The sequence below is a fragment of the Streptomyces sp. NPDC107517 genome (assembly GCF_055582645.1).
Genome location: NZ_JBVJPM010000002.1, coordinates 778,481 through 795,559 on the forward strand (window position 1 = coordinate 778,481; position 17,079 = coordinate 795,559).

Sequence of the window (17,079 nt, forward strand, 5' to 3'; positions counted from 1 at the left end):
GCCCGGCCCGGGGAATGAGCCGCCGGAGCCGGGCGTTGAAGGGGGTCGCAGGGCACACCCTGCGCCGTACGAATCTGGAGTGACCCCCATGCGCGTCGAGATCTGGTCCGACATAGCCTGCCCCTGGTGCTACGTCGGAAAGGCCCGTTTCGAGAAGGCCCTGGCCGCCTTCCCGCACCGTGACGGCGTCGAGGTGGTCCACCGCTCCTTCGAGCTCGACCCGACGCGCGCCAAGGGCGACAGCGGACTCGTCATCCCGATGCTCGCGCAGAAGTACGGCATGACCGAGGACCAGGCGCAGGCCGCCGAGCGCAACCTCGGCGAGAACGCCGCCTCCGAGGGCCTCGCCTACCTCACCGAGGGCCGCGACCACGGCAACACCTTCGACATGCACCGCCTCCTCCACTTCGCGAAGGAGCAGGGCCGCCAGGACGAGCTGATCGGCCTCCTGTACCGCGCGAACTTCGCCGACGAGCGGTCCGTCTTCGCCGACGCCGACGAGCACCTGATCGGCCTTGCCACCGAGGCCGGACTCGACGCCGACGAGGCCCGCGCCGTCCTCGCCGACCCCGCCCGGTACGCCGACGACGTGCGCGCCGACGAGCGCGAGGCCGCCGAGCTCGGCGCGAACGGCGTGCCTTTCTTCGTCCTCGACCGCAAGTACGGCGTCTCCGGCGCCCAGCCCGCCGAGGTCTTCGCCCAGGCCCTGGAGCAGGCGTGGGGCAGCCGCTCGCCGCTCCAGGTCATCGACAGTGGTGACGCCAAGGCCTGCGGCCCGGACGGCTGCGCGGTCCCGCAGAACTGACACGGGCCGCGGGAGCGGCGCGCGGCCCCGGGAGCAGCACTGATAAGAGACGCTTAGGAGTACTGCTCAACAACGCGCAATGGACCGACAGTTGGCCAGGCGGCACAGTGGGCTCATGGAGACTCTCGATCACGCGCTCGTGCGCGCCGAGTTCGCACCCGTCACCAGCTATCTGAACACCGCGAGCACCGGGCTGCTCCCGTCCCGCACGGTGGCGGCCATGAAGGACGCGGTCGCCTCCGTCGCGGCCGGCCGCCCCGCCGACATGTTCGCGGACGTCGAGGCCGCCCGCGCCGCCTTCGCCCGGCTCGCCGGGGTTCCGGCCGACCGGGTGGCGGCCGGCGCCTCGGTGGCCGTCTACACCGGAGTCATCGCCGCCTCGCTCCCGGCGGGCGCCGAGGTCCTCACCGCGCAGGACGACTTCAGCTCCACCGTGAACCCCTTCTACGTACGCGGTGATCTCAAGGTCCGCACCGCGCCCCTGGAAGGGATCGCCGACGCCGTCCGGTCCGGCACCGCGCTGGTCGCCGTCAGCGCGGCCCAGTCCGCCGACGGACGCGTCGCCGACCTGCCGGCGATCCGCGAGGCGGCCCGCGCCCACGGCGCCCGCACCTACATCGACTGCTCCCAGGCCGCGGGCTGGCTGCCCGTCGACGCGGACGCGCAGGACTACACGTCCACCGTCGGCTTCAAGTGGCTCCTGTGCCCGCGCGGCGTGAGTTTCCTCGTCGTCCCGCAGGACATGGGATCCCTCAGCGCGGTCTTCGCCGGCTGGGTCGCGGGCGAGCGTCCGTGGGACAGCTGCTACGGACCCGTCGAGGAGCTCGCCCGCTCCGCGCGGCGGTTCGACGAGAGCCCCAGCCTCTTCTCGTACGCGGGCGCGCGGCACTCCCTGGCGCTCATCGAGGAACTCGGCGTCGACGCGATCCGCGCCCATGACCTCGCCCTGGCGGATCGCTTCCGTGCGGGCCTCGCCGCACTGGGCCACGAGCCCGTGCCCGCGCCGGGCTCGCCCGTGGTCTCCGTCCCGGGCCTCGGCGCACGGCAGCCGGAGCTGAGCCGGGCCGGCATCGAGGTCTCCGACCGCGCGGGCAATCTGCGGGCGGCCTTCCACCTGTACAACACGGATTCCGACGTCGACCGGCTCCTCGAGGCGCTGACGGGCTGAACCCTGCGGGCCGGACCTGCCCGTCGGGCCGCTCCGGCTCCGCCACCCATCCGGACCAGGCCCGCCCGCGATCCCCGGATCACCCGTCGGCGGGCTCCGCCCCCGGGCAGCTCGCCGGATCCGTGCACAGATTCGCCTCGACCTTGGCGAGCAGCCGCAGGAGTTCGCTCCGCTCCTCCTTGTCGAGGCCGCGCAGCGTGTGGTCCTCCAGGTCGCCCCACTTGTGCTGCACGTCACCGAGCAGGCCGCAGCTGGCGTCCGTCGTCTCCACGAGCACCGCCCGCCGGTCGCGCGGGTCGGGGGAGCGGCGTACATGACCGGCCTGTTCGAGCCGCTGGAGCATCTTCGTCACCGTGGACGGGTCCAGGTCGACGGCCTTGATCAGCTCCGACTGGCGCACGGGCCCCCTGTCCCACAGGTGCATCATCAGGAACTCCTGGCCCGGATAGAGGCCGAGCCCGCGCAGCAGCTTTCCCGCGGTGATCCGGTGCAGCCGCGCCACACGGGAGAGCGCATGGCTGACGGGTCCGCAACGGGCCGCCTCGGGCAGGTGCTCACTACGGGCTGGCTCGTCCGTCATGGCGACTCCTGATCGCTTCCGGCCTGGCCGTGGAGTCCGGTCTCTCCACGGGGGGTTCGGTCTTCACCCAGAGATTACCTTGGTCGGCCAATGAATGGGTTACAGTGGCACGCGGCTCGATTACTTGGCCGACCACATATTGGTCGGCGTTACGTTGCCTGCCCTTGGATGGAGTAGCCATGACCACCGCCTTCGATCCGATCGACCTCTCCGGCGTCCAGCTCGCCAACCGCATCGCCATGGCCCCGATGACCCGCAGCCGGGCCGGCGAGGGCGGCACCGCCACCGACCTGACCGCCGAGTACTACGCGCAGCGCGCCTCGGCCGGCCTGATCATCACCGAGGGCATCCAGCCGTCCGCCGTCGGGCAGGGCTACGCATGGACCCCGGGCCTGCACAGCGACGAGCAGATCGCCTCGTGGCGCAAGGTCACCGACGCCGTGCACGCCAAGGGCGGCAGGATCTACGCGCAGATCATGCACGCGGGCCGGATCAGCCACCCCGTGCTGCTGCCCGAGGGGGAGACCCCGGTCGCCCCGTCCCCGGTCGCCCCGGCGGGACAGGGCTTCACCACCGAGGGCATGAAGGACTTCACCACCCCGCGCGCGCTGACCGGCGACGAGGTCCGCGCCACCATCGCCGACTTCGCCACCGCCGCCCGCAACGCGATCGAGGCCGGCTTCGACGGCGTGGAGCTGCACGGCGCCAACGGCTATCTCATCCAGCAGTTCCTCGCGCCCAACACCAACCTGCGCGACGACGAGTGGGGCGGCAGCGTGGAGAACCGCATCCGTTTCGCCGTCGAGGTCGTCAAGGCCGTCGTCGCCGAGATCGGCGCCGAGCGGACCGGCCTGCGGATCTCGCCCGGGAACGCGTACAACTCCATCGAGGAGAGCGATCCGGCGCCGACGTACACCGCGCTGGTCAAGGAGATCGAGCCGCTCGGCATCTCCTACCTGCACGTCCTCGAGAGCTCCGACATCCGCGAGCTGACCCTGGCGCTGCGCAAGCAGTTCTCGGGCACGTTCGTCCTCAACGTCCTCAGCGACGGACCCACCGGGCACGGCGACCTCTCGGTGATCGAGGACGGCATCGCCGACATCATCACGTTCGGCGCGCTCTTCCTCGCCAACCCCGACCTGCCGGCCCGCCTGAAGACGCAGGGTCCGTACAACACCCCGGACCCGGCCACGTTCTTCGGCGGCGACGCGAAGGGCTACACGGACTACCCGGCGCTCACCGCCTGATTCCTTCGGCCTGACCGCTTCCGCAGACGCGAGTCGGGGCGGCTCCCGACCGGGAGCCGCCCCGACTGTGCGCGCACGAAGGTCACTTCACCGGGGTGAAGTCCCGGGCCCCGATGAACTCGGGCCGTCGCACCGGAGCCGCGAACGGCTCCACCGCCGTGTTCTCCACGCTGTTGAACACGATGAAGACGTTCGAGCGCGGATACGGGGTGATGTTGTCCCCGGAGCCGTGCATGGCGTTGCAGTCGAACCACGTTGCCGAGCCGGCGCTGCCCGTGAACAGGCGGATGCCGTGCCGGTCCGCGAACTTGGTCAGCGCCTCGTTCGACGGCGTGCCCGCGTCCTGCATCTGGAGGGACTTCTTGTAGTTGTCCCTCGGCGTCTCGCCCGCGCAGCCCAGGAACGTCCGGTGCGAGCCCGGCATGATCATCAAGCCGCCGTTGGTGTCGTAGTTCTCGGTCAGCGCGATCGAGACGGACACGGTCCGCATGTTCGGCAGGCCGTCCTCCGCGTGCCAGGTCTCGAAGTCCGAATGCCAGTAGAAGCCACTCGCCCCGAAGCCCGGCTTCACATTGATCCGTGACTGGTGGACGTACACGTCCGAGCCGAGGATCTGCCGCGCCCGGCCCACGACCCGCTCGTCGTGCACCAGCTTCGCGAACACCTCGCTGATCCTGTGCACCTCGAAGACGGACCGCACGTCCTGCGACGTGGGCTCGACGATGGAACGCTCGTCGGCCTTGACCGCAGGATCCGTGACCAGCCGGTTCAACTCGGCCTGGTACGTGCCGATCTCGTCCGGACCGATCAGCTCCTCGATCGCGAGGAAGCCGTCCCGCTCGAAGCCCGCGAGGTCCGACTGGCGGATCGGACCGCGCGCGCCCGGCGGCGACCAGACCACGGGGTCGACACGAGGCGTCGCCACCTCGGAGGCGCCACGGGTCGGGTAGAGGTCGGTACGTGTCTGCGTGCTCATCGAGATCAGGCCTCCTCGGTCAGTAGCGGGTAGACGCCGTTCTCGTCGTGGTCCTCCCGTCCGGTCACGGGAGGGTTGAACACGCACACGCAGCGGAAGTCGGTCTTGGGGCGCAGGGTGTGGCGCTCATGGCCGTTCAGGAGGTACATCGTGCCCGGCTCGATCCAGTGCTTCTCGCCGGTCTCCTTGTTGGTGAGCTCGGCCTCGCCCTCGACGCACAGCACGGCCTCGATGTGGTTGGCATACCACATGTCGGTCTCCGTGCCCGCGTAGAGGATCGTCTCGTGCAGTGAGAAGCCGACCTTCTCCTTGGCAAGGACGATGCGCTTGCTCTCCCAGGTGCCGGTCGCCGACTTCACATGCCGGTCGGTGTTCTCGATCTCCTTGAACGAACGGACAATCACGGTGGGTTGCTGCCTTTCTCTTCTACGTGGTGAGGGGGCGCCTGCCCGCTCGAGCGGAGGTCAGGCGGTCTCGCGCACGGCCCGGGTGAGCGTGCGCAGTCCCTCTTCCAGCTCCTCGGGCGTGATCGTCAGTGCCGGAAGCAGCTTGACGACCTCGCTCTCGGGGCCGGAGGTCTCGATGAGCAGACCGAGTTCGAAGGCGCGCTTGGCGACCTTGTTCGCCCGGTCCTTGTCGCGGAATTCCAGGCCCCACACCAGGCCGCGTCCGCGGTACTCGACGGTGTCGTCGCGGAACTCGTCGCGGAGCGCGCCGAGGGCCTCGTCGATCTGCTGGCCGCGGGCGAGCGTCTGCTTCTCCATGGCGGGGCCGTCGGTCCAGTACGTCTCCAGGGCGGCGGCGGCCGTCACGAACGCGGGGTTGTTGCCGCGGAACGTGCCGTTGTGCTCGCCCGGCTCCCAGATGTCGAGCTCAGGCTTGAACAGGCACAGGGACATGGGGAGCCCGTACCCGCTGATGGACTTCGAAACGGTCACGATGTCCGGCGTGATGCCCGCCTCCTCGAAGGAGAAGAACGCACCGGTGCGGCCGCAGCCCATCTGGATGTCGTCGACGATCAGGAGCATGTCCCAGCGCTCGCAGACATCGGCCAGCTTGCGCAGCCACTCCGCGCGGGCGACGTTGATGCCGCCCTCGCCCTGCACGGTCTCGACGATCACGGCGGCGGGCGTGTTCAGGCCCGAGCCGGAGTCCTCGAGGAGGCGCTCGAACCAGATGAAGTCCGGGGTCTGCCCGTCGAGGTAGTTGTCGAACGGCATCGGGGTGCCGTGCACCAGCGGGATGCCGGCGCCCGCGCGCTTGAAGGCGTTGCCGGTCACCGCGAGGGAGCCGAGCGACATGCCGTGGAAGGCGTTCGTGAACGACACGATCGACTCGCGGCCCTTGACCTTGCGGGCCAGCTTCAGGGCCGACTCGACGGCGTTGGTGCCCGTCGGGCCCGGGAACATGACCTTGTACGGCAGGTCGCGCGGGCGCAGGATGATGTTCTGGAACGACTCCAGGAAGGCGCGCTTCGCCGTCGTCGACATGTCGAGCCCGTGCGTGACGCCGTCGCGCTCCAGGTAGTCGATCAGAGCGCGTTTGAGGACCGGGTTGTTGTGCCCGTAGTTGAGCGATCCCGCGCCCGCGAAGAAGTCGAGGTACTCGTGGCCGTCCTCGTCGAACATGCGGCTGCCCTGCGCCCGGTCGAAGACGGTGGGCCAACCGCGGCAGTAGCTGCGCACCTCCGACTCAAGGGTCTCGAAGACGCTCAGGTCCGGCTGGGTGATGGTCACAGCGAATCTCCTGGGAGATGGGAGTGGGGGTGGCTTGAAAGAGGTCGAGCGGTCATGCGGTGATGCGGTCTTGCGGTGACGAGAAGTGATGAGGGGCCGGTCGTGGGTCAGGCGATCGGCCCGATGCGGTGGAGCACCTCGGGCTCGTGCCCGTCGTCCGGGAAGAGGCCCGCGTCGAACAGCACCGTCTGCGCGACCTGCGCCCCGTTACGGCGCGCGAACGAGGCGAACAGGCGCTGCGAAGCGGTGTTGTCGGGAGAGATCGTCGTCTCGAGCACGGTGGTCGCGCGGTCGGCGGCGACCTTCGCCCAGAGCCCGTCGAGCAGTGCCCCGGCCAGACCGCGCCCCCGGTGCGCATGGTCGACGGCCACCTGCCACACCACGAGGGTGCGCGGGTTCTCCGGCCGGATGTACCCGGTGATGAACCCGGCGACGGAGCCGGCGGAGTCCCGCGCCACGACGGACGTGGCGGCGAAGTCCCGGCACCACAGCAGATAGCTGTACGAGGAGTTGAGGTCGAGCACCTTCGAGTCGCGGGCGATGCGCCAGATTGCGGCTCCGTCGGCCACGTCGGGCCGGTCGATCCGCAGGCTCTCGGGCATTTCCAGGAATTGCGCGGTCATGGGAATTCAATTTACCGAGCAAGTTCGGGGATTGCATCGCGAGGGAGGGTTACGTAAATGCCTCTTCTGTGTTATCGCGCGGGTGGGAGCGCGCACGCGAGACGTTGAGGGGTATGTGGCGATTCGCCTGGGACAAACTGCGCAGATCGCGTATCATGTGGAATGCGTCACAGGCGCGTAACCGGCATGAGACGCGTCCGAATTACGCCGTTTCCCGTTGTTGAAATCTTAGTGTTTACGTCTCCGGAAAGCGGGCAGACGAATATGGGAAGCTGTGCTGAGAAATGCGCGAGAATTGACTCGGAAAACATAAAGAAGGCGCCACCCCATTGAAGGGGCGGCGCCTCGCTTTGTGAAGTCGGGGGACTACAGGGGCTGCACCCAGGCCGCCGCGACGGCCCTGCGCGCGCCCTCCAGGTCCACCGGCGCGCCGGACCCCTCCATCTCGGCGAGCGCGCCGCCGAGCGCCGCGAGCGAGGACTGCACGACGCCCCGGGTGGCCTGCGGGCCGTAGTGGTTGACGCGGATCATCTCCTTGGCGAGCGCCCCGCCGCCGGCCACCAGCGGCAGCACCGGGTCCACCGCCAGCGCCCGCGCGACCAGCTCCGAGGCGTCGATCCCCGCCGGGGCACGCAGCGTCGTCGCGACCGGCGCCGCGTCGCGGGCCTCGTACACGTACGGCTCGATGCCGCCGCCCAGCGCGAGCGCGCCCGCCCGCGTGGCCGCGGCGGCGCCGGCGTGACGGGCCGTCAAAGCGTCGAGGCCCTCCGCCTCGATGCGCTCGACACACGCCTCGAGGGCGAGCATCTCCAGCTGGGCCGGCGCGTGCAGCAGCGCCTTGCGCCCGCCGTCGATCCAGCGGTGCTTCCAGTCGAGCAGCGACAGGTACGAGTGGCGCGGCGCCTGCGGGTTGGACTCCATCCGCTCCCACGCCCGCGCGCTGACGGACACCGCGGAGACGCCCGCCGGGCCGCCCATGGCCTTCTGCGCGCCGATCACGCACAGGTCCACGCCCCACGCGTCGGGCAGGACCGGCTCGGCGGCGATCGACGCCACCGCGTCCAGGTAGAACAGCGCGCCGTGCTCCCGCACCACCTCGCCGATCTCGGCGACCGGGTTCGTGTTGCCGGTCGCGGCCTCCGCGTGCACGAGCGAGACGAAGTCGGTCTCGGGGTGCTCGGCGAGCGCGTCACGCACCTGCTCGGCCGTCACGGCGGTGTGGAACGGGACCGCCAGGTCGTACACCGTCGCGCCGCTGTCCCGCAGCCAGTCGCCGAAGGTCTGGCCGTAGGGGCCCGTGATGATGTTCAGGGCCACGGTGCCGGGGCGCGCGGTGCCGCGGATCGCGCCTTCGAGGGGCAGCAGCGCCTCGCCCTGCATGATCACGACGTCCTGCGAGGTGTCGAGCAGCCCGGCCACGCGCCGCTCGATGGAGGCGAAGTGCTCGGCGCTCAGGGGTGCCAGGTCAAGAAAAGGGTGGGTCACGATCGTGCTCTCTTCGCTCTCTTCGCTCACATCGCCCGTGATCTTCGTTCACGAGTTCGTACGGCGGGGCTGCCGCTCCGAGCGTACCCACCTGCCTCATAGGCTTCAGACATGAGTGAGCGCGCGGTGCTGCACGTGAAGGGGCGGGTCCTCGTCGGGCCCGACGACGTCAGGGACGAGCTGTGGGTCGTGGGCGGGCGGGTGACGTACGACCGGCCTGCCGGGCCCGGCCTCGACATCACCACCGTCGGCGGGTGGGCCATGCCCGGACTCGTCGACGCGCACTGCCATGTCGGCCTGGACACGCACGGCCCGGTGCCCGCCGACGTCGCCGAGAAGCAGGCCCTCACCGACCGCGAGGCCGGCACGCTTCTGATCCGCGACGCGGGCTCCCCCTCCGACACCCGCTGGATCGACGACCGCGAGGACCTGCCGAGGATCATCAGGGCCGGACAGCACATCGCCCGCACCCGCCGCTACATCCGCAACTACGCGCACGAGATCGAGCCGCCCGAGCTGGTGGCCTACGTGGCACGGGAGGCGAAGCGCGGCGACGGCTGGGTGAAGCTGGTCGGCGACTGGATCGACCGGGACGCGGGCGACCTGACCGCGTGCTGGCCCCGCGAGGAGGTCGAGGCCGCCATCGCGGAGGCGCACCGGCTCGGCGCACGCGTCACCGCCCACTGCTTCGCCGAGGACTCGCTGCGCGACCTCGTCGAGGCGGGCATCGACTGCATCGAGCACGCGACGGGCCTCACCGAGGACACCGTCCCGCTGTTCGCCGAGCGCGGCGTCGCGATCGTCCCGACCCTCGTCAACATCGCCACGTTCCCGCAGATCGCGGCGGCCGGCGAGACCAAGTTCCCCCGCTGGTCGGCCCATCTGAACCGCCTGTACGAGCGCCGCTACGACACGGTGCGCGCGGCGTACGACGCCGGGGTGCCGGTCTACGTCGGCACCGACGCCGGCGGGTCGCTCGCGCACGGCCTGGTGGCCGGGGAGGTCGCCGAGCTGCTCAAGGCCGGACTGCCGGCCGTGGACGCGCTCTCCGCGACGTCGTGGGGCGCCCGCGCCTGGCTCGGCCGCCCCGGCCTGGAGGAGGGCGCCTCGGCCGACCTCGTGGTCTACGAGTCGGACCCCCGCGCCGACGTCCGGGTGCTGGCCTCGCCCCGGCGCGTGGTGTTGCGCGGGCGCATCGTGGGCTGAACCCCTGCCGGCGGACCCGGGTTGACGGAACGTGACGCCGACGCCCGCCCGCTCGTTGCACACCACTCGTGCGCGCCCGCGCGGCCACCCGCGCGTTCGGCACGCGCCCGTCGGCCGGGTGACAGCAGTGGGGCAACAGGGAACAACCGAGCCCAGAGATTCGAAGACCAGCTCGGAAACCCCACTTTGGAGTGAACTCACCTCAGGTTGCTGCCCGTTCACTCTCGGTGCGTAAAGATTCCCTCCATCGAGGCCGACGGCGCGCCCCAGCGATGTCCCCCATGGCGGGGCGGGGCCGACGGCTCCATTTCTCTCGTGGGGGTCCCATCAGCATGCCCAGCACCACCTTTCGCGCGCCCGCACACCGCCTCGCCGCGTCGGCTGCCGCCACGGCCCTGGCCGTCGCCCCGGCGCTCCTCGCCACCGCGGGCACCGCGCACGCGACGGGCGGCCACGGCGGCAGGTCGAGTGCCGTCGTCCTCCGTACCGGCCTGGACGTCTCCCTGCTCAACAAGACGGTGAACGTCCCGCTCACGGCCACGCTCAACGAGGTGCGGGCCCCCGCCAGTGCCGAGAAGACCGCCCTCACCGTGAAGCTGGACGGCGTCGACGGCGGGCGCCCGTTCAGCGTCCTGCGGGCGGACGTGGCGACCGCGAAGGCCACCGTCGACGACCACGAGGCGGCGGGATACAGCAACCTCGCCCACGCCAAGGTCCACATTCCGGGCCTGCCGCTGCTCTCGCTCATCGAGGTCGGCCAGGTCACGTCGAAGGCGGTCTGCGAGACGGGTGAGCGGCCCGTCGCCGAGTCGAACGTCCTGGGTGCGGTCAAGGTCCTCGGCAAGAGGGTGACCCTGTCGGCCGGTGGCACCACGGAGGTGAAGGTCCCGGGCGTGGGCGAGGTCCGGCTCGACCTCTCGAAGACGCACACCACCTCCCGTACGGCTGCCGCCTCGGCGCTGGAACTGAAGGTGTCCGTCAACCCGCTCAAGCTGAACGTGGCGGAGGTGGAGGGCACGGTGACCCTCGCGGGCGCGACCTGCGAGACGCCCGCGGCGGCGCCCTCGCACAAGCCCCCGGCCAAGCCGGCCGACGACGTGAAGCCCCAGGGCGGCGCCGCCGAGCCGATCGCCAAGCCCGCTGCCAAGACCGACCTGGCCGAGACCGGGGGGAACTCGATGACGCCGTACCTCGCGGGCGGCGCCATCGTGCTGCTGGTCGCCGGTGGCGGGGCCGTCGCCGTCGCGCGCCGCGTGCGCTCCTGACCCGAGGGCCCGAGGGGGGACCGGAGGGGAGCGCAGGGGCGGGAGTCGGGGACTCCCGCCCCTGCGCATGTCCTGTCAGGCGCTCGTCAGCGCCTGGTCGAGCGCCTGGAGGAACCGGCCCGTCGTCGCCCTGTCCCGCACCGCGAGACGCAGCCACTGCGTGCCGAGGCCCGGGAACGTGTCGCCTCTGCGCACCGCGAAACCCCGCTCCCGCAGCCGCGCGCGCAACCCTGCCGCACCGGGGGCCCGTACGAGCACGAACGGACCCTCCGCAGGGCCCGCCACCGACACGCCCTCCGCCGCGAACTCCGCGAGTCCCGCGACCAGATGGGCCCGGTCCGCCGCGATCCGGTGCGCCGCGTGCGCGGCCTCCGCGAGGGCGCGCGGCGACACACAGGCCTCGGCCGCGGCCAGCGCCGGCGTGGACACCGGCCACAGCGGCTGCGCCCGCTCCAGCTCCGCGATCGTGTCCGGCTCCGCCAGCACATAGCCGATCCGTAGCCCCGCCAGCCCCCATGTCTTCGTCAGGCTGCGCAGCACCACGAGCCCCGGCACGTCGCTCCGGCCCGCGAGGGCCTCGCGCTCGCCGGGGACCGCGTCCATGAATGCCTCGTCCACGACCAACACCCGCCCAGGGCAGGCGAGTTCGGCGATGAGTGCGGCCGGGTGCAGGACCGACGTCGGGTTCGTCGGATTGCCGATCACCACCAGGTCCGCGTCCTCGGGCACGGCCGCCGGGTCGAGCCGGAAGCCGTCCTCCTCGCGCAGCAGCACCCGGTCCACGGCATGCCCCGCGTCCCGCAGTGCCGCCTCCGGCTCCGTGAACTGCGGGTGCACGACCACCGGATGACGGACCTTCAGGGCGCGGGCGAGCAGTACGAACGCCTCCGCGGCCCCCGCCGTGAGCAGCACCCGTTCCACGGGCAGCCCGTGCCGGCGGGCCACCGCCTCGCGGGCCGCCCGCCCGTCCGGATACGCGGCGAGCCCGCCGAGCGAGTCCGCGATGTGCTCGCGCAGCCACACCGGGGGAGTGTCCGAGCGGACGTTCACCGCGAGATCCGTGAGGTCCGCGCCCGTGCCGCGGACCTCGGCGTCGCCGTGGTGGCGCAGATCGTGGCCGTCGTCAGTGCGCATGCGAGTGGGAGTGCCCGTGACCGTGCGCGTGGCCGTGGCCGTGGTGGTCGCCGTCGTCGTCCGGGTGGAAGTGCGGCTGCTGCGGAAGCCCCACCTTGTCCTCGAAGCCCGGCAGCGCGATCCGGTACACGCAGGTGTCGCAGTTCATCCGCAGGTCGCCGCGGACGGCCTCCTCGTACCGCTCCATGACCAGGTCGATCAGCTCGGGCTCCGGGCCGATCACGTCGGCGGAGAGCACCTCGACGTCCGGGTGGGCCGACGCCCAGCCCTCCGTCTGCTGCCGCACCCGGTCCGGCAGGATCCCCGTGAACAGGAAGTACGGCAGGACGACGACGCGCCGCGCGCCGAGCTTCACGCACCGGTCGAGGCCCGACGGCACGTCCGGCGCGGCCAGCGACACGAACGCCGTCTCCACGCCCGCGTAGCCGCGGCCCTCCCACAGAAGCCGCGCCGCCTTGTGCACCTCGGCGTTGGCGTCCGGGTCCGTCGAGCCGCGGCCCACCAGCAGGACCGTCACGTCGGCCCGGTCCTGCGGCGTGCGCGCCCCGCCGCCCAGCGCCTCGTCGAGACGCCGCTCGAGCACCTGGAGCAGCGACGGGTGCGGACCCAGCGGACGCCCGTACGTGTAAGAGATCCCCGGGTGCCGCTCCTTCTCACGGGCGAGCGCCGCCGGGATGTCGCCCTTGGCGTGCCCCGCCGACACCAGCATCAGCGGCACCGCCGCGAACCGGCGCACCCCGCGCTCCACGAGCTCGCCCACCGCCTCCGTCAGCGGCGGCGGCGACAGCTCGATGAAGCCGCCCGCCACGGGCAGGTCGGGACGGCGGCGGCCGAGCTCCCTGACGAAGTCGCGGAAGGCTTCGGCACCGGCCTCGTCGCGGGTGCCGTGTCCGGCGATGAGCAGAGCGGGAGGGGTGGTCACGAGGACTCCTTATGGGTGGTGCTGGTGGTGTTGTCGGGAGCGGCGCAGGCCGGCTGCTGCCAGCGGTAGCCGCGCGGGGTGACCATGCGGCCCGCGATCCGCCGCGTGGCCGTGTTGCCGACGGTGACGACGGTCATCATGTCGACCCAGGCCGGGTCGAGTTCGCCGAGCGTGGTCAGCCGGCTCGACTCGTCGGCGCGGGACGCGTTGCGCACCACGCCCACGGGCGTGCCCGGCTCGCGGTGCCTGGCGAGGATGCCGAGGGCCTTCGGCAGCTGCCAGTCACGGCCCCGGCTGCGCGGGTTGTAGAACGTGACCACGATGTCCGCCTCCGCGGCGGCCCGCACCCGGCGCTCGATGACCTCCCACGGCGTGTGCAGGTCGGACAGGCTGATCGAGACATGGTCGTGGCCGAGCGGCGCGCCCAGGATCGCGGCCGCCGCGAGCGCGGCCGTCACGCCCGGTACCCCCACCACGTCGATGTCGTCGGACGCCTCGGCGAGCGCGGGCGACGCCATCGCGTACACGCCCGCGTCCCCGCTGCCGATCAGCGCGACGGCCTGCCCCTTGCGGGCCTCGGCGACCGCCGTGCGGGCCCGCTCCTCCTCGGCGCCGAGCCCGGACTCCAGGATCCGGGTGCCGGGCCGCAGGAGGTCCCTGATCTGGTCGACGTACTGGTCGAGGCCGACGAGCACGGATGCGGCGCGCAGCTCGTCGCGGGCGCGCGGCGTCACGAGGTCACGGGCGCCGGGACCGAGCCCGACGACGGCGAGCCGGCCGCGCGAAGCGGTGCGCACGACGGCGCACGTCGCCATCGCGGGCTTCCCGTCGGCGCGCACCGACTTCCGCTTCGGTACGAGGAGTTCACCGCCGGCGGCCAGCGCGGCGGCCTCCGCCACGGAGGGCGTGCCGACGGCGTCGAGCGGCGCGTCCGACGGGTTCGGCACGGCGACCGCGGCGAGGGTCCCGGCGCCGTAGGTCACGACGGGCACGCCCAACTGCTCGGCGGCCCCGACGATCCCCGGCTCACCGGCCTTGGCGTCGACGGTCGCGAGCCGCGCCACGGACCGCGGCGAGAGCCCCGCGTCCCGCAGCGTGTCGCGCACGAGCCCGAGGACCTCGTCCACGGGCACGCCCTTGCTGGCGCCGACGCCCACGACGAGCGACGGGGGCCGCAGGACGACCTCGCGGTCGGCGGGCTCCACGGCGCGGTCGGTGACGCGGATCGTGTGCGCGGCCGCCTGGTCCCGCGCGACATTTGCCGGCAGTGCGGGCAGCGGGTGGGTCAACTCGGCCTGCAGGAAGACCGGTTCACCGTCGAGGACCGCCCGGGTGACCCCGGCGACGTCCCCCTCGACGGGCAGGCCCAGTGTGTCGAGCCCGGGCACGTCCACGGCGTCCGTCGCCGTGGTCACCACCGGCTCGGCCTCCAGGACTGCGGCCACCTCACGCGCGAGCGCGTTCGCCCCGCCCTCGTGCCCCCCGAGCAGCGACACCGCGAAGCGCCCGGCCTCGTCGACGCACACCACGCCGGGGTCCGCGTGCTTGTCCCGCAGCAGCGGCGCGACGAGCCGGATCACGGCCCCCGTCGCCAGGAAGCACACCACCTGCTCGCACTCCGTGAACGCGCGCCGTACGGCGTCCCCCACAGAACCCTCGTACACGCGGGTACGCGACGGCCACGCCGACGCGAGCCGGTCGCGGGACACCGCCCCGGCCGCCGTGGCGGAAATCAGGCCGATCACTCAACTACTCCTTCGTTCAAGGAAGTCACGGAAGTCAGGGAAGTCAGGGAAGCCGCGGAAGCGGCGCCCTCCGTATCGGGCCGCACACCCCACACCAGGAACACCGGATTGGCCGCGGCGAGCCGCGACACGTCGCCCGGCAGCGGCGCGAGCCGGGACGACTGCAGCAGCACCCCGTCGCTGACGAACCCGGCCGCGCCCAGTGCGTCCCGCACCGCGCCCACCCGGTCCACCGCCGCCACCGCGACCACCACGGACCGCCGCGTGCGCCGCGCGCACGCCGTCACGATCGCGGCCAGCTCACGCCCGCCCCCGCCGATGAACACCGCGTCGGGGTCGGAGAGATCGGACAGGACGGTGGGCGCCGCGCCGTGCACGACGCGTACGTCGACGCCGTGGGCGGCGGCGTTGCCCCGGATCCGGGCCACGCCGTCCACGGTCTTCTCGACGGCCACGGCCGCGGCACCGAACCGCGCGCACTCCACGGCGACCGAGCCGGAACCGGCCCCGATGTCCCACACCAGGTCGCCCGGGCGCGGCCCGAGCCGCGCGAGCGCGAGCGCCCGCACCTCGAACTTGGTGATCATCGAGTCGCGGTGTTCGAACTCGCCCTCGTCCAGGGCCCATCGGGCCGGGGGGCGGCCGGGACCCGCGAGAGTGCGCACCGGTGCGAGCACCCGCTTCTCGTCCAGGCAGAGGACCACGCTCACCGCGTCGCCCCAGTCACGGGCGGCGGCCTCCGACGGCGTGACGCGTTCGACGCTCTCGTGCTCGGGGTCGCCGAGGCGGGACGCGACGACGAGGACGCGGTCCCTGTTCCTGTGCGCGAGTTCGGCGCCCAGCTCGGCGGGGCCCGCGCCAGGACCCGTCAGGACGGCGGTCTTGGGGTGCGCGCGGCACACGTTGACCGCGGTCCGCAGGTCACGGCCGTGGGCGCTGACCACGGCCGCGTCGTCCCACGGGAGGCCGACGCGCGCGAACGCCGTCGCCACCGAAGACACCCCCGGCCGCACGTCGAGCGCCGCGGGCCCGAACCGCTCGGCCAGCGCCCGCACCACGCCGAAGAACCCCGGGTCGCCGGACGCCAGCACCGCGACGCCCTGCCCCTTCTCGGTGTACCGCTCGACCGCGTCCAGCGCCGGAGCCAGCGGCCCGAGCGCGACCCGCTCCGCGCCGGGAGCCAGCAGCGCCCCGGCCGCGTCGAGATGACGCCGCCCGCCGACGACAAGAGCGGCGGACGACAGGGCCGGATCCGGGGACAGCGGCGCCCCCGTCCCCGTACCGAAGACCGTGATCACGACTGGGCCTGCGCGGATTTCCCGGCCCGCAGCGCCGCCCGCGCCTCGGGGTCGGCCTTGCGGAAACCGTGGAAGTGGCCCGGGTGGTAGAGGTGTGAACGCGTGCCCTCCGCGTCCAGGGCGGGGCCGACCAGGAACAGCGTGTGCTTCCACAGCTTGTGCTGCTTCACGGTCTCCTCCAGCGTGCTGATCGTGCACTTCACGATCAGCTCCTCCGGCCAGGTCGCCTGGTACGCGACGACGACCGGCGTCGACGTCGGGTAGCCGCCCTCCAGCAGCTCACGCACCAACTGCCCGCTGCGCGCCGCCGACAGGAACAGCGCCATCGTCGTGCCGTGCCGCGCGAACTCCCGCACCTCCTCGCCCGGAGGCATCGGCGTCTTGCCGCCGCCGAGGCGCGTCAGGATCACGGACTGCGCGACCTCGGGGATCGTCAGCTCGCGCTGGGCGAGCGCCGCCACCGCGGAGAACGACGAGACACCCGGGATCACCTCCGTCGCGATACCGAGCCGCGCGCACCGGTCGACCTGCTCCTGCGTGCCGCCCCACAGCGCCGGGTCCCCGGAATGGATGCGCGCGACCCGCAGCCCGCCGCGGTGCGCCCGCTCGTACACGGCGACGACGTCCTCCAGCGACATCGTCGCCGAGTCCAGGATCTCCGCGCCCTCGCGCGCGTGGTCGAGGACCTCCTCCTGCACCAGGCTGGCCGCCCAGATGACGACATCGGCGTCCGCGATGGCGCGCGCGGCGCGGAACGTGAGCAGATCGGCGGCGCCGGGCCCGGCACCGACGAAGGTCACCTTGCCGGTGGTTGCTTCGGGCATGACTGGGGTCCTCTCGGGATGGACGTCGTACGCGTGAGGATCACGCGGTCGTACACGGTTCGGTC

General features: G+C 72.2%; 16 protein-coding genes. 5 read left to right on the top strand and 11 right to left on the bottom strand.

Annotated features, from left to right (window positions below; translation table 11 throughout):
* Positions 1–88: 88 nt before the first annotated feature.
* Positions 89–805 (top strand): DsbA family oxidoreductase, encoded by a 717-nt coding sequence (locus ACZ67T_RS07285; RefSeq protein ID WP_469982101.1) that lies wholly within the window; start codon positions 89–91, stop codon positions 803–805.
* A 115-nt stretch (positions 806–920) separates the two neighbouring features.
* Positions 921–1,973: an aminotransferase class V-fold PLP-dependent enzyme gene (locus ACZ67T_RS07290; RefSeq protein WP_469982103.1), complete on the top strand. Its 1,053-nt coding sequence runs from the start codon at positions 921–923 to the stop codon at positions 1,971–1,973.
* A gap of 79 nt (positions 1,974–2,052) precedes the next feature.
* Here the strand turns inward: ACZ67T_RS07290 and ACZ67T_RS07295 are convergent, their stop codons facing one another.
* Positions 2,053–2,553 (bottom strand): MarR family winged helix-turn-helix transcriptional regulator, encoded by a 501-nt coding sequence (locus ACZ67T_RS07295; RefSeq protein ID WP_469982105.1) that lies wholly within the window; start codon positions 2,551–2,553, stop codon positions 2,053–2,055.
* 179 nt (positions 2,554–2,732) lie between these two features.
* Here ACZ67T_RS07295 and ACZ67T_RS07300 point away from each other — a divergent pair, with 179 nt between their 5' ends.
* Positions 2,733–3,800: an alkene reductase gene (locus ACZ67T_RS07300; RefSeq protein ID WP_469982107.1), complete on the top strand. Its 1,068-nt coding sequence runs from the start codon at positions 2,733–2,735 to the stop codon at positions 3,798–3,800.
* Between the two features lie 82 nt (positions 3,801–3,882).
* Here the strand turns inward: ACZ67T_RS07300 and thpD are convergent, their stop codons facing one another.
* The 5 genes from thpD to ACZ67T_RS07325 all read right to left on the bottom strand — a co-directional run bounded on the left by thpD (position 3,883) and on the right by ACZ67T_RS07325 (position 8,620).
* Positions 3,883–4,776 (bottom strand): ectoine hydroxylase, encoded by an 894-nt coding sequence (gene thpD / locus ACZ67T_RS07305; protein WP_469982109.1) that lies wholly within the window; start codon positions 4,774–4,776, stop codon positions 3,883–3,885.
* A 5-nt stretch (positions 4,777–4,781) separates the two neighbouring features.
* Positions 4,782–5,180, bottom strand: a complete 399-nt coding sequence (locus ACZ67T_RS07310; RefSeq protein ID WP_100592467.1) for an ectoine synthase — start codon at positions 5,178–5,180, stop codon at positions 4,782–4,784.
* Positions 5,181–5,240: 60 nt separating this feature from the next.
* Positions 5,241–6,512: a diaminobutyrate--2-oxoglutarate transaminase gene (gene ectB, locus ACZ67T_RS07315; protein ID WP_469982111.1), complete on the bottom strand. Its 1,272-nt coding sequence runs from the start codon at positions 6,510–6,512 to the stop codon at positions 5,241–5,243.
* 107 nt (positions 6,513–6,619) lie between these two features.
* A complete protein-coding gene (gene ectA / locus ACZ67T_RS07320) occupies positions 6,620–7,114 on the bottom strand; it encodes a diaminobutyrate acetyltransferase (protein WP_469982302.1) in 495 nt (164 codons plus the stop codon).
* Between the two features lie 387 nt (positions 7,115–7,501).
* On the bottom strand, positions 7,502–8,620 hold the full coding sequence (locus ACZ67T_RS07325) for a pyridoxal-phosphate-dependent aminotransferase family protein (RefSeq protein ID WP_469982304.1): 1,119 nt from the start codon (positions 8,618–8,620) through the stop codon (positions 7,502–7,504).
* Between the two features lie 111 nt (positions 8,621–8,731).
* On the opposite strand from ACZ67T_RS07325, the gene ACZ67T_RS07330 reads away from it, so the two are divergent.
* Both ACZ67T_RS07330 and ACZ67T_RS07335 read left to right on the top strand, forming a co-directional pair.
* Positions 8,732–9,826, top strand: a complete 1,095-nt coding sequence (locus tag ACZ67T_RS07330) for an amidohydrolase family protein (RefSeq protein ID WP_469982113.1) — start codon at positions 8,732–8,734, stop codon at positions 9,824–9,826.
* Positions 9,827–10,158: 332 nt separating this feature from the next.
* A complete protein-coding gene (locus ACZ67T_RS07335; protein ID WP_469982115.1) occupies positions 10,159–11,091 on the top strand; it encodes an SCO1860 family LAETG-anchored protein in 933 nt (310 codons plus the stop codon).
* A 75-nt stretch (positions 11,092–11,166) separates the two neighbouring features.
* Here ACZ67T_RS07335 and cobC read toward each other — a convergent pair whose 3' ends face one another.
* The 5 genes from cobC to cobM are packed head-to-tail and all read right to left on the bottom strand — an operon-like array spanning position 11,167 to position 17,014.
* On the bottom strand, positions 11,167–12,225 hold the full coding sequence (gene cobC, locus ACZ67T_RS07340; RefSeq protein WP_469982116.1) for an Rv2231c family pyridoxal phosphate-dependent protein CobC: 1,059 nt from the start codon (positions 12,223–12,225) through the stop codon (positions 11,167–11,169).
* Positions 12,215–13,147, bottom strand: a complete 933-nt coding sequence (locus tag ACZ67T_RS07345) for a sirohydrochlorin chelatase (protein ID WP_469982118.1) — start codon at positions 13,145–13,147, stop codon at positions 12,215–12,217. The genes cobC and ACZ67T_RS07345 overlap by 11 nt, the downstream gene beginning before the upstream one ends.
* The gene (gene cobJ, locus ACZ67T_RS07350) at positions 13,144–14,892 is read right to left on the bottom strand and encodes a precorrin-3B C(17)-methyltransferase (RefSeq protein ID WP_469982119.1); all 1,749 of its coding nucleotides are present in this window, start codon (positions 14,890–14,892) and stop codon (positions 13,144–13,146) included. Before cobJ ends, ACZ67T_RS07345 begins: the two co-directional genes overlap by 4 nt.
* Positions 14,889–16,190, bottom strand: a complete 1,302-nt coding sequence (gene cbiE, locus ACZ67T_RS07355; RefSeq protein WP_469982121.1) for a precorrin-6y C5,15-methyltransferase (decarboxylating) subunit CbiE — start codon at positions 16,188–16,190, stop codon at positions 14,889–14,891. Before cbiE ends, cobJ begins: the two co-directional genes overlap by 4 nt.
* Complete coding sequence (gene cobM, locus ACZ67T_RS07360; RefSeq protein ID WP_469982122.1) at positions 16,187–17,014, bottom strand: precorrin-4 C(11)-methyltransferase; 828 nt, start codon at positions 17,012–17,014, stop codon at positions 16,187–16,189. The genes cbiE and cobM overlap by 4 nt, the downstream gene beginning before the upstream one ends.
* Positions 17,015–17,079: the final 65 nt, after the last annotated feature.

Bases quoted from the DNA above. Each gene is read 5' to 3' on its own strand.
- ACZ67T_RS07335 (WP_469982115.1), top strand. From the start codon at position 10,159: ATGCCCAGCACCACCTTTCGCGCGCCCGCACACCGCCTCGCCGCGTCG.
- thpD (WP_469982109.1), bottom strand. From the start codon at position 4,776: ATGAGCACGCAGACACGTACCGACCTCTACCCGACCCGTGGCGCCTCC.
- cobM (WP_469982122.1), bottom strand. From the start codon at position 17,014: ATGCCCGAAGCAACCACCGGCAAGGTGACCTTCGTCGGTGCCGGGCCC.
- ACZ67T_RS07295 (WP_469982105.1), bottom strand. From the start codon at position 2,553: ATGACGGACGAGCCAGCCCGTAGTGAGCACCTGCCCGAGGCGGCCCGT.
- ACZ67T_RS07285 (WP_469982101.1), top strand. From the start codon at position 89: ATGCGCGTCGAGATCTGGTCCGACATAGCCTGCCCCTGGTGCTACGTC.
- ACZ67T_RS07330 (WP_469982113.1), top strand. From the start codon at position 8,732: ATGAGTGAGCGCGCGGTGCTGCACGTGAAGGGGCGGGTCCTCGTCGGG.
- ACZ67T_RS07290 (WP_469982103.1), top strand. From the start codon at position 921: ATGGAGACTCTCGATCACGCGCTCGTGCGCGCCGAGTTCGCACCCGTC.
- ectA (WP_469982302.1), bottom strand. From the start codon at position 7,114: ATGCCCGAGAGCCTGCGGATCGACCGGCCCGACGTGGCCGACGGAGCC.
- cobC (WP_469982116.1), bottom strand. From the start codon at position 12,225: ATGCGCACTGACGACGGCCACGATCTGCGCCACCACGGCGACGCCGAG.
- ACZ67T_RS07300 (WP_469982107.1), top strand. From the start codon at position 2,733: ATGACCACCGCCTTCGATCCGATCGACCTCTCCGGCGTCCAGCTCGCC.